Annotated in this window: 13 protein-coding genes; 11 read left to right on the top strand and 2 right to left on the bottom strand. The window is 67.8% G+C overall.

Going from position 1 to position 15224, the window contains the following annotated elements; genetic code table 11:
- Positions 1-62: 62 nt before the first annotated feature.
- The gene (locus AB5J50_RS07020; protein WP_369255938.1) at positions 63-2102 is read right to left on the bottom strand and encodes an NPCBM/NEW2 domain-containing protein; all 2040 of its coding nucleotides are present in this window, start codon (positions 2100-2102) and stop codon (positions 63-65) included.
- 267 nt (positions 2103-2369) lie between these two features.
- Between AB5J50_RS07020 and AB5J50_RS07015 the strand changes: the two genes are divergently transcribed.
- The 11 genes from AB5J50_RS07015 to AB5J50_RS06965 all read left to right on the top strand — a co-directional run bounded on the left by AB5J50_RS07015 (position 2370) and on the right by AB5J50_RS06965 (position 14095).
- The gene (locus AB5J50_RS07015; protein WP_369255936.1) at positions 2370-3638 is read left to right on the top strand and encodes an ABC transporter substrate-binding protein; all 1269 of its coding nucleotides are present in this window, start codon (positions 2370-2372) and stop codon (positions 3636-3638) included.
- A gap of 19 nt (positions 3639-3657) precedes the next feature.
- The gene (locus tag AB5J50_RS07010) at positions 3658-4572 is read left to right on the top strand and encodes a carbohydrate ABC transporter permease (RefSeq protein WP_369255934.1); all 915 of its coding nucleotides are present in this window, start codon (positions 3658-3660) and stop codon (positions 4570-4572) included.
- Positions 4569-5492 carry a carbohydrate ABC transporter permease gene (locus AB5J50_RS07005; RefSeq protein WP_369255932.1) on the top strand — a complete coding sequence of 308 codons (924 nt, stop codon included), beginning with the start codon at positions 4569-4571 and terminating at the stop codon, positions 5490-5492. The genes AB5J50_RS07010 and AB5J50_RS07005 overlap by 4 nt, the downstream gene beginning before the upstream one ends.
- Before the next feature lie 66 nt (positions 5493-5558).
- Positions 5559-6530 carry a TIGR01777 family oxidoreductase gene (locus AB5J50_RS07000; protein WP_369255930.1) on the top strand — a complete coding sequence of 324 codons (972 nt, stop codon included), beginning with the start codon at positions 5559-5561 and terminating at the stop codon, positions 6528-6530.
- A gap of 30 nt (positions 6531-6560) precedes the next feature.
- Complete coding sequence (locus AB5J50_RS06995) at positions 6561-6755, top strand: hypothetical protein (protein ID WP_327426752.1); 195 nt, start codon at positions 6561-6563, stop codon at positions 6753-6755.
- A gap of 97 nt (positions 6756-6852) precedes the next feature.
- Entirely contained in the window at positions 6853-7893 is a 1041-nt protein-coding gene (locus AB5J50_RS06990) for an NUDIX domain-containing protein (protein ID WP_369255927.1), read from the top strand.
- Between the two features lie 205 nt (positions 7894-8098).
- Positions 8099-9913, top strand: a complete 1815-nt coding sequence (locus tag AB5J50_RS06985; protein ID WP_369255925.1) for an ABC transporter family substrate-binding protein — start codon at positions 8099-8101, stop codon at positions 9911-9913.
- A 100-nt stretch (positions 9914-10013) separates the two neighbouring features.
- A complete protein-coding gene (locus AB5J50_RS06980) occupies positions 10014-11000 on the top strand; it encodes an ABC transporter permease (RefSeq protein ID WP_369255923.1) in 987 nt (328 codons plus the stop codon).
- Entirely contained in the window at positions 10993-11913 is a 921-nt protein-coding gene (locus AB5J50_RS06975) for an ABC transporter permease (protein WP_369255921.1), read from the top strand. Before AB5J50_RS06980 ends, AB5J50_RS06975 begins: the two co-directional genes overlap by 8 nt.
- Positions 11910-13028, top strand: a complete 1119-nt coding sequence (locus tag AB5J50_RS06970) for an ABC transporter ATP-binding protein (RefSeq protein ID WP_369255919.1) — start codon at positions 11910-11912, stop codon at positions 13026-13028. The genes AB5J50_RS06975 and AB5J50_RS06970 overlap by 4 nt, the downstream gene beginning before the upstream one ends.
- Complete coding sequence (locus AB5J50_RS06965) at positions 13025-14095, top strand: ABC transporter ATP-binding protein (RefSeq protein WP_369255917.1); 1071 nt, start codon at positions 13025-13027, stop codon at positions 14093-14095. The genes AB5J50_RS06970 and AB5J50_RS06965 overlap by 4 nt, the downstream gene beginning before the upstream one ends.
- On the opposite strand, the gene AB5J50_RS06960 is transcribed toward AB5J50_RS06965, so the two are convergent.
- Positions 14068-15123, bottom strand: a complete 1056-nt coding sequence (locus tag AB5J50_RS06960) for a protein kinase family protein (RefSeq protein ID WP_369255915.1) — start codon at positions 15121-15123, stop codon at positions 14068-14070. The genes AB5J50_RS06965 and AB5J50_RS06960 overlap by 28 nt on opposite strands.
- Between the last annotated feature and the right edge of the window lie 101 nt (positions 15124-15224).

The raw sequence follows: 15224 nt of genomic DNA, 5'->3' as shown, positions 1-15224 counted from the left end.
GATCAGCCGAGGCCTGAACGTGTCAGCCAAGGTGTGAAGGGGGCAGCCGAGGCCTGGAGGGATCAGCAGCTGAGCTTCGCGTCCGCCCAGTCCGCGTGGTCCGAGTCGATTCCGTCGCCGCCGTCGGTGACGACGAGTCGGACCACCTGGGCGCCGGTCACATCGGCCGTGATCGGCTGGGCCGCCATCGCGTTGGTGAGGACGCCGGTCGAGGCGACCTTCGTCCCGTCGGCCCAGATCTCGAAGGCGACGGTCCCCTTGGCGCCCTTCTCGTCGTCGACGCCGACGTCCGCGGTGACCGTCTCGCACGCCGTGCCGGTGTAGTACTCGACGGCGCTCTCGGCGTGCACGCCGAGCCCCTTGGCGTAGACGACTCCGCCGAGAGTGATCGGATGACCGTCGCCCGCGGCGCTCTCACCGTTGCTGGTGTTGCGCTCAACCGGCCCCCAGCCGTTGGTCGTTGACAGCCACGGCAGGTCTCCGAGGGAGGAGACCCCCGAGGGTGGCGCCACGACCACGGAGGCCTTCAGCGGCAGCACGCTCTCGGCGCGTACACCGGTCGGTGAGCGGTAACTCGCCTTCAGCGTCAGGTCGTACGATCCCGTGGCCGTGCCTTCGGGTGCGGTGACCTGCCATCCCGTACGCAGCGCACGGCCCGTCGGCACCACGCCCGCGGTGGCCGGCGACGTCGCGCCGACCGTCCAGCCCTCGGGCCCGCTGAGCGTCACGGAGACGTGCTGGGCGGGCGTGCGGCCGAGGTCGGTGACCGTGGACTCCAGGGAGGCGGTCTTCCCCGCCTCGACCAACGGGCTGCCGTTCAGGCCGAGTTCGACGGCGGGCGGGTTCTTGGCCCACTGGGCGTCGACCGAGACACGTACCAGTACGGTGCCGTGGGCGGGAACGGTCGCCGAGATGGTGCCCGCGGTGTTGTAGCTCTTGTGCTGCCACACATCGCGCAGCGTGTAGGCGTCGGTCTCGGGCAGGCCCACGGCCTGCGCGGTCGTGGCGATCCGCTGTGCGCTGCCCGTCTCGTTGAACAGGGCCACCGCCCGGCTGCCGTCCTTCATCTCCTTGGCGACGACCCAGCGTCCGCCCTCGGAGGAGAGCACCGTGCCCTGCTTGCCCAGCGGGTCCTGGTCGACCGCGATGACCTCCTTGTTGTCGAGAAGGTCGAAGGTCGCGGCGGATGCCTTGCGCAGGTCCGAGCCGATGAGCAGCGGTGCCGCCATGACCGACCACATCGAGAAGTGCGAGCGGTACTCGGTGTCGGTCATGCCGCCGTTGCCGACCTCCAGCATGTCCGGGTCGTTCCAGTGCCCGGGGCCGGCGTACGGGGCGAGGGGCAGGTTCTGCTTGAGGATCGACAGCATCGAGCCCCAACTGTCGCTGATGTCCCCGGTCGTGCGCCACAGATGTCCGACGTCCGCCGCCCATTCCCAGGGTTTGTTCTGGCCCCACTCGCAGATGCTGTAGACGATGGGCCGCCCGGTCGCCCTGAGGGCGTCACGCATGGTGGTGTAGCGCAACTTGGCGTCCACGCCGAGGTTGTTGCAGTTGTCGTACTTGAGGTAGTCGACGCCCCAGTCGGCGAACTGCTGGGCGTCGCTGTACTCGTGGCCGAGCGCGCCCGGGAATCCCGCGCTGTTGCACGTCTTGACGCCCGCGCTCGTGTAGATGCCGAGCTTGAGCCCCTTGGCGTGCACATAGTCGGCAACCGCCTTGATTCCGCCCGGGAATCGCACGGGGTCGGGCACCAGCTTGCCGTTCGCGTCCCGGGACGGCAGTGCCCAGCAGTCGTCCAGATTGACGTACTGGTACCCGGCGTCCTTGAGCCCCTTGTCGACGAAGAGGTCCGCGATCCCCTTGACCATGTCCTCGTTGAACTCGGCGCGGCAGTGCGTGGAGTTCCAGTTGTTGAAACCCATGGGCGGGGTGAGGGCGAGGCCGTCCGCCAGGGCGGGGGAGACGGGGTCCTCGACGGGGGCCGCGAACGCGGGTGCGGCGGCGAGGACGGGCGCCATGAGCCCGGTCGTACACAACAATCCTGCGGCGAGCGCTCCGACCACTCTTCGGCGGGTTGTGCGGGTGTGAAGGTGACGCATCGTTACGTTCCTCCGAACTCGCGAAAGGTTGGATGACTGCATGTCCGCGACAATGGTGCGCGTTTACGGTAGGACCTGTCCGACTCTGGTGGAAGAGAAGTGGTAACGGTTGTTCGATATCCCGTCAGAACCCTTGACGGTGCCGCCACATGGGAGTGAGATCCAAGCCTCGCGTTCGGTTGTGTTGGGTGGCACCCCGAGGAGGGGGACATGGCACAGTCATCGTTGAAGGGGCCCGTCGTGCCCGGAGGTACTACAGGACATCGGATGTCCCGGCGAAATCTCTTGCGTGGTGCGGCTGTCGGAGCCGGTGCGGTCACGCTCCCCGCCCTGCTGTCCGCATGCGGCGACGGACCCGGTGGAAACAAGAACGAAGTGACCGTGGGGTCCAACGCTTCGGACCCGGTGCCCAAGAAGGCGTACGCGGCGGCCTTCACGGCGTACGAGAAGAAGTCCGGCAAGACGGTCAAGGTCAACACGAAGGACCACAACGACTTCCAGGAGAACATCAACCGCTATCTCCAGGGCACACCCGACGACGTCTTCATGTGGTTCGCCGGATACCGCATGCAGTACTTCGCGGAGAAGGGGCTCCTGCACGAGATCAGTGATGTGTGGAGCGGCTTCAGCGGATTCTCGGACGCGCTCAAGGAGCAGTCGACGCACGCCGGGAAGCAGTACTTCGTGCCCTATTACTACTACCCGTGGGCCGTCTTCCACCGGAAGAGCCTCTTCCAGAGCAAGGGTTACCAACAGCCCAAGACGTGGGACGAGTTCATCGCACTCGCCAAGAAGATGTCGAAGGACGGCGTACCGGTCGCCTTCTGCGACAAGGACGGCTGGCCGGCGATGGGCACCTTCGACTACATCAACATGCGCCTGAACGGATACGACTTCCACAAGTCCCTGATGGCCGGCAAGGAGTCGTGGACCGACACCAAGGTCAAGAACGTCTTCGACACCTGGCGCGAACTCATGCCGTACTACCAGAAGGGCGCCCTCGGCCGTACCTGGGAGGAGGCCGGGCAGAGCCTCCAGCAGCGCAAGACCGGCATGGCGGTCTTCGGAATGCCGCACCCCGGCACCCAGTTCCCGGAGAGCGAACGCGACGACATCGACTTCTTCGCCTTCCCCGAGATCGACCCGCAGTACGCGCAGGACGCCGTGGAGGCGCCCATCGACGGCTTCCTCGTCGCCAAGAAGTCGAAGAACCTCGACGGCGCCAAGGCCCTGTTGAAGTGGCTGGGCACCCCCAAGGCCGAGGACACCTACCTCGCCCTCGACCCGAACAACGTGGCCGTCAACGACGGCGCCGACACCTCCAAGTACAGCGCCCTGCAGAAGAAATCGGCCCAGCTCGTCTCGGGCGCCAAGCAGATCTCACAGTTCATGGACCGCGACACCCGGCCCGACTTCGCCTCGACCGTGATGATCAAGGCGATCCAGGACTTCATCGGCAATCCGAAGGACGTCGACGGTCTCTGCAACAGCATCGAACGACAGAAGAAGACCATCTTCTCGTCGCCCGTCGGCTGAACCTGGGGGAAGACGTTCCGTGGCGCTCAACATCCCACGGCGCGCCGGACGACGGCGGCTGCGGCGGTTCACCCGCCGCGACGTCGTCGTCCTCGGCGTGCTCCTCGGCGTACCGATCCTGCTCGACATCGTGATCATCTGGGGCCCGACCCTCGCCTCCATCGGACTCTCCTTCACCTCCTGGGACGGCGTCGGCGACATCCACTGGATCGGCGGTGACAACTACAAGAACATGGTCGAGAACTACCCGGTCTTCTGGCCGGCCGTCCGCCACAACATCCTGTGGCTGCTGTTCCTCGGCCTGATCGCGACCCCGTTCGGCCTCTTCCTGGCCGTCCTCATCGACCGGGGCGTCCGCTTCAGCCGCTTCTACCAGTCCACGATCTACCTGCCGGTCGTGCTCTCGCTCGCCATCGTCGGCTTCATCGCCCAGCTGATCCTGGGCACCGACCAGGGCGTGGTCAACACGATCCTCAACAACCACGACAACCCGGTCGACTGGCTCGGCGACGCGCACATCAACCTCTGGATGATGATGATCGCGGCGAGCTGGCGGCACACGGGTTACGTCATGATCCTCTACCTCGCCGGACTCAAGTCCGTCGACCCGCAGCTCAAGGAAGCGGCCGCGATCGACGGCGCCAACGAGCGGCAGACCTTCTTCCGCGTCGTCTTCCCCACCCTCCGCCCGGTCAACGTCATCGTCGGCGTGATCACCGTCATCGAGGCACTGCGCGCCTTCGACATCGTCTACGCGGTCAACAAGGGCCGCAACGGCCTGGAACTGCTCTCCGTCCTCATCACCGACAACATCATCGGGGAAGCCAGCCGCATCGGATTCGGCTCCGCCATCGCGGTCGTCCTGCTCACCGTCTCCCTGGGGTTCATCGTGACGTTCCTGGTCCAAGAGCTGCGAGGTGCGCGCGACCGATGACAGCCGACGTCCGCGCCAGTGCGCCCACCCGTCCGGCCGCAGCTCCGGTGGAGACTCCCAAGCCCGGTGCACGCCGCGGCCGTTGGGGCGTGCACATCTTTCTCATGGGCGTCTCGCTCGCCTTCCTGGCACCACTCCTGCTCGCCGTCTACGCCTCACTGCGGCCGTACGAGGAGACGGCGCAGCACGGTTACTTCTCGTTCCCCAAACACCTGTCGTTCGAGTACTACCGCCGGGCCTACACGGAGTCCGGCATGGGCAAGTACTTCACCAACACCTTGCTGATCGCCGTGCCAGGTGTGCTGATCACCCTCTTCCTGGCCTCGTTCGTCGCCTTCGCGGTCTCCCGTCTGAAGCTGCGCGGCGGCCTGGTGCTCCTGATGTTCTTCACGGCGGGCAATCTGCTGCCCCAGCAGGTGATCGTCACCCCGCTGTACGTCCTGTTCAACAAGATCCCGCTGCCGTGGTGGATGTCCGACTCCCAGATGATGTACGACTCCTACTGGGCCGTCATCATCGTCAACATCGGCTTCCAACTGGGCTTCTGCGTCTTCGTGCTCGCCAATTTCATGCGGACGCTGCCGCAGGAGATCCTGGAGGCCGCGATCGTCGACGGCGCGGGCGTCTGGACCCAGTTCTGGCGCATCACTCTCCCGTTGTGCCGCCCCGCCCTGGCAGCTCTGGGCACCCTCGAATTCACCTGGATCTACAACGACTTCCTCTGGGCCCTGATCTTCATCTCGAACCCGGACAAACTGCCGATCACCTCATCGTTGAACAATCTGCGCGGCCAGTTCTTCACCGACTACAACCTCCTCGCGGCGGGCTCGGTCCTCGTCGCCCTCCCGACGATCCTGGTGTTCCTGCTGCTGCAGCGGCACTTCATCGCGGGACTGACGCTGGGGTCGACGAAGGGGTGAGGCTCCAGGTTTTGAACGCGTTCAATATTCTGCGCTAGGCTCGCTCCCGAACAGAGGGGGAGCCCGGTGAAGATAGTCATTCCCGGTGGAACGGGGCAGGTGGGCACGGTCCTGGACCGTGCGCTGACCGCGGCCGGTCACGAGGTCGTGATCCTGACCAGACGGCCGGCGCACGACCGTGAGGTCCGCTGGGACGGCGAGAGCCTGGGCCCCTGGGCCCAGGTGATCGACGGCAGCGACGTCGTGATCAATCTGGCCGGACGCAGCGTCAGCTGCCGCTACACGGCGGCCAACCTGCGGGCGATGATGGACTCGCGCGTGAACTCCACCCGGGTCGTGGGCGAGGCGATCGCGGCCACCGCGCGCCCACCGCGGGTCTGGCTGCAGATGAGCACCGCCACCGTCTATGCCCATCGCTTCGACGCGCCCCACGACGAGGCGACCGGCGTGATCGGCGGCGGCGAACCCGGTGTCCCGGGCTACTGGGGCTACAGCGTCGAGATCGCCAAGGCCTGGGAGCTGGCGCAGGAGCGGGCCGAGACCCCGCACACCCGCAAGGTGGCGCTGCGCTCCGCCATGGTCATGAGCCCCGACCGTGGCGGCGTCTTCGATGTCCTGCTGTGGCTGGTCCGGCTCGGTCTGGGCGGCCCGGTCGCCGGTGGCGCGCAGTACGTCTCCTGGATCCACGACCAGGACTTCGTCCGCGCGGTCGAGTTCCTGATCGACAGGGACGACCTCACCGGGCCGGTGAACCTCGCGTCCCCCGGCCCGCTGCCGCAGCGGGCGTTCATGCGCGCCCTGCGCGCCGCCCGGGGCGTCCCGGCGGGGCTGCCCGCCACGAAGTGGATGGCGGAGCTCGGCGCGTTCGCGCTGCGCTCGGACACCGAACTGCTGCTGAAGAGCCGCCGCGTCGTCCCGGGCCGCCTGCTGGCGGAGGGCTTCGACTTCGCGTACGCGGAGTGGTCCGCGGCGGCCGACGAGCTCGTGGGGCGCGTGCGCGACGGTATCCGCTCCACCGGGCGGCCTGTCGGAGCGTGACCCCCGCGCCCTTCCTCAGTTGAACGGGGCATGAAGAAGCGCAGCATGCTCGCCATCGCCTCCCTCGCCACCGGGTTCGTCGTCGCGGCGATCACCCCGTCCCATGCCACGGACAGTGACGTCCTCGGCGATCTGAACGTCAACGACACCGTCAGCACCCTCGATCACACCGTCAGCAGTGACAGCCTGGCGATGGACGAGCGCACGCTGGGGCAGAACACCTGAAGGGTCCGCACACGCGGCGCCCTCATCAGGTCCTGGTTTCCGTGGCAGGGTGGAACGGGCAAGCCATGGGGGGCCAATAGAAGAGGGGGAACTGTCCGTGATCGTCTGGATCAACGGAGCGTTCGGTGCGGGAAAGACCACCACCGCACGGGAACTGATCGAACTGATCCCGAACAGCACGCTCTTCGACCCCGAGGTCATCGGCGGCGCACTCACGCACCTGCTGCCGGCCAAACGCCTCGCCGAGGTCGGCGACTTCCAGGACCTGCCGATCTGGCGACGCCTGGTGGTCGACACCGCGGCCGCCATGCTCGCCGAACTCGGCGGCGTCCTCGTGGTCCCGATGACCTTGCTCCGCCAGGAGTACCGCGACGAGATCTTCGGTGGCCTCGCCGCGCGCCGGATCCCCGTACGCCATGTGCTCCTCGCCCCGGCGGAAACGATCCTGCGCGAGCGAATAGCCGGGCGCGCGGTGCCCCCGGACCTGCCCGACGGTGACCTGCGCGTGCGCCAGTGGTCCTACGACCACATCGAGCCCTACCGGGCCGCGCTCGCCTCCTGGCTCACCGCCGACGCCCACCCCGTGGACACCAGCGCGCTCACCCCGTACGACACCGCCCTGCGCATCGCCGACGCCGTACGCACCGGGGACGTACCCGTGTGCGACATAGTGCAGACGCCCGAACCCACCGCGGAGACCGTCGCCGCGGGGGTGCTCCTCTTCGACGAGCAGGACCGGGTGCTGCTCGTCGACCCGACGTACAAGGCCGGCTGGGAATTCCCCGGCGGCGTCGTCGAACCCGGCGAGGCCCCCGCGCGCGCGGGCATGCGCGAGGTCACCGAGGAGACCGGCATCACCCTCGACGACGTGCCCGCACTCCTCGTCGTCGACTGGGAATCGCCCGCGCCCCCCGGTTTCGGCGGTCTGCGGCTGCTCTTCGACGGCGGTCGGCTCGACACCGCGGCGGCCCAGCGGCTGCTGCTGCCCGGGCCCGAGCTGCGTGACTGGCGCTTCGTCACGGAGCGGGAGGCGGCCGATCTGCTGCCGCCGGTGCGCTATGAACGGCTGTGCTGGGCGCTGCGGGCGCGCGAGCGCGGGGCGGCGCTCTATCTGGAGGCCGGGGTCCCGGTCGGCTGACGTCGCTACTTTGCCCGGCGTGTGGAGTTCCGAGGGAGAAGCGAGGGGGATCCAAGAGAGAAGCGAGGGTGAATCGACGCCATCCCGATATGGCGCGGGAACTTACGAAGCTATTTGACAGTCCTACCGTGAATGTGCAGATCACCTCTGCGCGGCCCTGGGCCGCCCCAACAAGGCCGGATACACCCCCGGCTGAAGGAGGGACATGCGCGCGTACTCATCTGCCCTCACAAAGGGATTCACGCTCGCCGCGGGGCTCACGCTGGTCCTGGCCGCCTGCAGCAGCGGCGGCGGGAACAGCACCCACAAGAACAGCTCCGCGGGGTTGTCGTCGTGCAGCACACAGGGCAAGGCGAACACCTGCAACGCGGCCGCCACCAAGTCCGGAGGCACCTTCACCTACACGCTGGAGAAGAACATCCAGCAGTGGAACGTGCAGGACGTCAACGGCAACACCTTCGAGAACGCGGAGGCCCTGGAGGTCGTCCTGCCCCAGGTGTTCATACCCCGGCCCGACTTCTCCGTCGGCCTCAACACCGATCTGGTCACTTCGGCGACCCAGACCAGTACCAGTCCGCAGACCATTGTCTACAAGATCAACCCGAAGGCGTCGTGGAACGACGGCACGCCCATCACGGCCGACGACTTCGTCTACTACTGGCGCACCAACAACGGCAAGGACTGCCCGCCGCCACCCGCCAGCGACGCCAGCCAGACCAAGGGCTGTCTGCCGCAGAGCAGCGCCGGCTACGACCGCATCAAGTCCCTCACCCCGTCCGACGGCGGCAAGACCGTCACCATGGTGATGTCCAAGCCGTACTCGGACTGGAAGTCGCTGTTCGGCGGGGGCTATCCGATGTATCCGGCGCATGTCGCCGAGAAGCTGTCGGGCGCCACGGCCGGCGACGCCGCCCATATGACGGCCGCTCAGATGACCCAGGGATGGCAGTACTTCCTCAAGACACCGCCCTCCCAGTACGCGACGGCCGGCGCGTACAAGATGCAGGACTGGACGGACAACGACCACGCGACCTTCGTCCCCGACCCCAAGTGGACGGGCGCGAAGAAGGCGACCCTCCAGCGGCTGATCTTCAAGGTGATCTCGGACGCCACCCAGGAGCCGATCGCCCTGCGCAACAACGAGGTGCAGGGCATCTACCCGCAGCCCGAGGTGGACCTCGTCAACCAGGTCAAGTCCATCCCGAACGTCACCTACACCATCGGCAGCGGACTCACCTGGGAGCACTTCGACCTCAACCTGCACAACCCGGTGATCGGCAAGTACACCGCACTGCGCCAGGCGATGTTCACGGCCATCAGCATCAAGGACATCATGGCCAAGACCGTGGCCCAGTTCGATCCCACGGTGAAGCAGCTCGGCAACCACAACTACGTACCCGGGCAGGCCGGTTACCAGGACGTGGTCAACGCGAGCGGTCAGGGGTCCGGTGATCTCGCCAAGGCCAAGCAGTACCTCACGGACGCCAAGTTCACCGGGATCGGGAGCGCGCTGAAGGCACCGGACGGCAAGGCCGTCGGTCCCTTCAACTGCCGTTACACCACCGGCAACCAGATCCGGCAGAGCGAGTGCCAGATCCTGCAGAGCGCCCTCGGCAACCTCGGCATCAAGATCACCATCAAGCCGATCGGCGCCGCCGACCTCGGCACGGTACTGGCCGGCCACCAGTACGACATCATCGTCTTCGCCTGGGTCGCCTCGCCGTTCCCGAGCAGCGGCGCCCAGCAGAACTGGTCCACCGGCGGTGGTGGCAACTACGGCGGCTACAGCAACAAGAAGGCCGATTCCCTGATCGCGCAGGCCGTCGGCGAGACGGACGCGACGAAGGCCGCGGCGCTCCTCAACCAGGCCGACTCGATCATGGTGAACGACGCCTATGTCCTGCCGCTTTACCAGAAGCCGACGTTCCTCGCCGTCCAGACGCGGTTCGTGAACATGCGGAACAACTCCACGAACGTGGGCCCGCCGTACAACACCGCGGAGTGGGGCCTCAAGAAGTAGGCCCGGCATCACTCCTCGCTGAGCCCGGCCCCGGCGACACCGGGGCCGGGCCCCGCCCACGGACGGCATCTCCAACCCGTCGGCCCCGAGAGAAGACCGCATGCTCGCCTACACCGTGCGCCGCATCCTCGTCTCGATTCCCGTCCTCATCGTCTCGACGTTCATCGTGTTCCTGGTCGTCATCAACTCGGGTGACCCGGTGGCCAACTTCGCCACCTCGCGGCAGCCCGCCCCCAGCAAGGCGGCCGTGGCCGCGTTCGCCCGGCACATCCACGCCGACCAGCCCGCGGTGGAGCGCTACTGGAACTGGATCACCGGAGTACTGCACGGCGACTTCGGTCCGTCCGTGCAGGCCAACCTCGACATCGGGCACGACCTGTTCACCCGCTTCCAGGTGACCGTGACGCTGGTCGCCGCCGCGATGATCATCGCGCTGATCCTGGCCGTGGTGTTCGGGGTGTTCAGCGCGCTCCGGCAGTACTCCACCGCCGACTACACCATCACCTTCTTCGGCTTCCTGTTCCTCGCCATGCCGGTGTTCTGGTTCGCCGTTCTGCTCAAGCAGGCCGGGATCTGGTTCAACGAGAAGACCGGCAGCCAGTTCCTCGGCACGATCGGTGAGAAGTCGGCGTACCTCGAAGTCGACACCACCTGGAACGAGTTCACCGACCACATCGGCCATTTGATCCTGCCCACCATCACCCTCGCCCTGGTCTCCTTCGCGTCCTGGACCCGCTACACCCGCGCCTCCATGCTGGAGGTCCTCAACAGCGACTACGTACGGCTCGCCCGCGCCAAGGGGCTGCGTCGCGGCAAGGTCATGACGCGGCACGCGTTGCGCACCGCCCTCATCCCGCTCGCCACCGTCACCGCGCTCGACATCGCGATCATCCTGGGCGGCGCGGTGATCACGGAAACGATCTTCCAGTGGCACGGCATGGGCGAGATGCTGGTCCAGGCCGCGACGACCCTCGACGTCTACCGCACCATGGCCTGGCTGCTGCTCTCCGCCGTAGTCGTCATCGGGTTCAACCTCATCGCCGATCTCCTCTATGCCGTACTCGACCCGAGGATCCGCTATGACTGACATCGAGGCACCCGGATCCGCGGGCACCCAACAGCCGCGTGCCGAGCACGAGTTCACGGTACGGCAGCGCAGCCAGACCCAGCTGGTGCTGCGCCGCTTCGTGCGCCACCGGGCCGCCATGGCCAGCCTCGTGGTGTTCGTGCTGATTCTCCTGTGGGCGTTCATCGGCCCGCACCTGTGGCACTACTCGTACCAGAAGTACACGCAGGACAACTCCCAGGCGCCGTCCTGGAAGCACCCCTTCGGTACCAACTCCTCGGGATACGACGCCTATGCACAGGTCATGCGCGGCACCCAGACCTCACTCAAGATCGCCATCATGATCGCGCTCGGCTCCACCCTGGTCGGCGCGATCTGGGGAGCCGTCGCCGGTTTCTACCGGGGTGTCGTCGACGCCGTCATGATGCGCGTCGCCGATCTCGTCCTGACGCTGCCCCTGTTCGCCATCGCCCTGGTCATCTCCTCCCGCACCGGCGGCTCCTGGTACTGGATCGCCCTGGTGATCGCCGGGCTGACCTGGGCGTACGTATCCCGGGTCGTGCGCTCCGCCGTACTGTCGCTGCGCGAGAAGGAGTTCGTGGAGGCGGCGCGGGCGCTCGGCGCCTCGGACGCGCGGATCATCTTCCGTCATCTGCTGCCGAACGCACTCGGCCCGATCATCGTCAACGCGACGATCCTGGTGGCCACCGGCATCCTCACCGAGACCGCCCTGTCCTTCCTCGGCTTCGGCGTCCAGCCCCCCGACACCTCGCTGGGGCTGCTGGTCTCCCAGGCGCAGACGGCGGTGGACACCCGGCCCTGGCTCTTCTACATCCCCGGCGCGTTCATCATCGCCATCGCCCTGACCATCAACTTCATCGGCGACGGGCTGCGCGACGCCTTCGATCCCCGGCAGCAAAGGGTGCGACAGTGACGACCACGAGTCATGGAGTGCACGAGGTCCCGGTCACCGACACCGTGCTCGAAGTCGAGGACCTGAGCGTGGAGTTCTCCACGGAGGACGGGATCGTACGGGCCGTACGCGGCGTCGGCTACCAGCTGGACCGCGGGGACTCGCTCGGCATCGTGGGCGAGTCCGGGTCCGGCAAGTCCGTCACCGCCCTGGCCGTGATGGGGCTGCTGCCGGCCGGCGCCCGGGTGCGCGGCTCGGTGCGGTTCGAGGGCACCGAGTTGCTGGGGCTGTCCGACGCGCGACTGTCGGACCTGCGCGGCAGCGGCATCGCGATGATCTTCCAGGATCCGATGACCTCGCTCAACCCGGTCTATCCCGTGGGCTACCAGATCACCGAGACCCTGCTGCGGCACAACCCGGAGCTCAAGGGCAGAGCCGCCCGCGCGCGGGCCGTCGACCTGCTCGGCACCGTCGGCATCCCCAGCCCCGAGCGCCGCGTCGACAGCTATCCGCACGAGCTGTCGGGCGGCATGCGCCAGCGTGTCGTCATCGCCATCGCCATGGCCAACGACCCGGACGTGATCATCGCCGACGAGCCGACCACCGCGCTCGACGTCACCGTGCAGGCGCAGATCCTCGACGCCCTGGAGACCGCCCGCGCCGAGACCGGAGCGGCCCTGGTCCTCATCACCCACGACCTGGGTGTGGTCGCCGGCCACACCGACCGGGTCGCCGTCATGTACGCGGGCCGGATCGTGGAGACCGGCTCCGTCGAGGACATCTTCTACACCCCGCGCATGCCCTACACCCTGGGCCTGCTCGGCTCCCTGCCCCGCCTCGACCGCGAGGAGGAACGTCTCACCCCGATCGGCGGATCACCGCCCTCGCTGCTGAACCTGCCGCCGGGCTGCCCCTTCGCGCCCCGCTGCCCCATGCGCCGGGACGTGTGCGACACCGACGAGCCCGCCCTGCGCCGGGCGGGCCACGATCTGCACCTCAGCGCCTGCCACTTCGCCGACGAACTCGTCGACACCGGTGCCGACCAGGTCTTCGACGCGGTGGGCGCCGACTCCGAGGCCCTGGCCCGCTTCGCCGACGCGGCACCTGCCACCCAGCCCGAGGAGGACCCCGTATGACCGCGCCCGCGCAGGCCACCGCCTCCCTCACGCCGCTGCCCGGCCACGGAGGCACCGGTGAGCCGGTCCTCCAGGTCCGCGACCTCGTCAAGCACTTCCCGGTCATGTCCCGGGGCGTCATCCGCCGGCGCGTCGGCGATGTGCACGCCGTCTGCGGGGTCTCCTTCGACCTGTACGAGAACGAAACCCTGGGCCTGGTGGGGGAGTCGGGCTCGGGCAAGACGACGATCTCCCGCACCGTACTGGGCCTGGAGCGGGCCACCTCCGGCCAGGTCCGCTACCGGGGGCGCGAACTCACCGAGCTGAGCAGACGCCGGATGCGGCCGCTCAGGCGTGAACTGCAGATCGTCTTCCAGGACCCGTACGCCTCCCTCGACCCGCGGATCTCCGTGCACGAGATCGTCGCCGAACCGCTGCGCATCCACGGACAGTACGGCCCCGGCGCCAAGGACGAGGTGCGCGAACTCCTCCGTCTCGTCGGGCTCAACCCCGAGCACGGCAACCGCTTCGCCCACGAGTTCTCCGGCGGCCAGCGCCAACGCATCGGCATCGCAAGGGCGTTGGCCCTGCGCCCCAAGGTGATCATCCTCGACGAGCCGGTGTCGGCGCTGGACGTGTCGATCCAGGCGGGCGTCCTCAACCTGCTGATGGACCTGCAGAGCGAACTGGGACTGTCCTTCCTGTTCGTCGCGCACGATCTGTCGGTGATGCGGCACGTGGCGGGCCGGGTGGCCGTCATGTACCTGGGCCGACTGGTCGAGATCGCCCCGGCCCGGCAACTCTTCGCCCGCCCGGCGCACCCGTACACCCAGGCGCTGGTCTCGGCCATCCCGCTGCCCGACCCGCGCAAGGAGCGCGCACGGAAACGGATCACCATCCAGGGCGACGTCCCGAGCCCCGTCCGCCCGCCCAGCGGCTGCCGCTTCCGCACCCGCTGCCCCAAGTTCGCGGGCCTGCTCAGCGAGAGCGAACGCACGTCCTGCGTCGAGGAGATACCGGCGTTGGTGGACCGGGGCGGCGGCAACCCGGTCGCCTGTCACTACGCGGAGAGCGTGGAGTTGTTGTAGGCGAGCCCCAGTGTCTCGGCGGACGGGTACGGAGTCAGCCGGCTCTCCTGCTTCAGGCGGCGGTTGAAGTCGCCCACCGTCGCGGCGAGTTGTGCGTACCGGGAGATGATCCCGGCGGCGGCCCGGGGGATACCCTCGGGCCGCCTGCCGTCGGCGCACCCGCGGATGAAGTCCTCGCGCTCGTCCCTGCCGTAGCCGTACTGGTCGACGACGAGCCAGTGCACCAGGTAGGAGAAGGCGTAGGCGCGGTCGTAGTGACGGTGACGGTCGTAGAAGTCGCGTTCGGCCGGGTCGAGTTGGAAGCGCGATGAGAGAGCGAGGCCGTAGTCGGCCAGGTAGAGCTGCTGCCCGTCGGTGAGGATGTTGCCGAAGTGGGCGTCGAAGTGCAGGAGTTGCCGCTCGTGGAGGAAGCCGGTGACGGCTTCGAGGCCCCGCTCCACGAGGGCGCAGGCGGTGTCGGGATCGTCGGTGCGTAGTTGGGCGGAGAACCAGTCGTGCAGGGTGTGCGGCAGGTGTTCCATGAACAACGTCAGGCTCGCGGACGCCGTGCGCAGTGCCTCGATGTGCTCACGCCCGCCGCCCCAGTAGGCCACGGCCCGCTCCACGTCGGCGAGTTCCTCGGGCAGCGACTGCTGCGCGTCGGGCAGCACTCGCCAGTGGTGCAGCAGGGGGAAGCCCGGGAACCGGCCGGACAGTGCCCAGTTGGTCGTCATCTCGAGCGTGGCCAGCTCGCGCCAGGCGCCGAAGCCGGGGCTGGGGATGGCGCCGATGCCGTAGTGGCAGAAGGCGGGCGTCCCGAACACGTTGGCTGTGGACCGGACGTTCTCCGGCCGGCGCTCGACATCGGTGAGCGGCATCCGCTTCACGAACACCCTTCTGCCGTCCACCTCGATCAGCGTCGAACGCCCGCCGATTCCGGAGCCGAGGGGTGTGCCGGCCTCGACCAGCTCGACGAGTTCGCGGTCGGACCGGAGGGCGAGAGACGTGGCGGTGTCGCAGTGGGTGACGAGGCGCTCGGTGTGGGACATGGCTTCATCCTCGGCGCGGGGCGGCGTACCTGTCCGCCGGTCTCCGAAGTGCCGCTCCCGCTCCTCCAACACCGGCTGTGGGCCCGGTACTTGGAGAGGGC

This window comes from Streptomyces sp. R35, assembly GCF_041053035.1.
Lineage (GTDB): Bacteria > Actinomycetota > Actinomycetes > Streptomycetales > Streptomycetaceae > Streptomyces > Streptomyces lutosisoli.
Note: the sequence above shows the minus strand (reverse complement) of the source record. Positions and strands in the feature narration are given on the sequence as shown.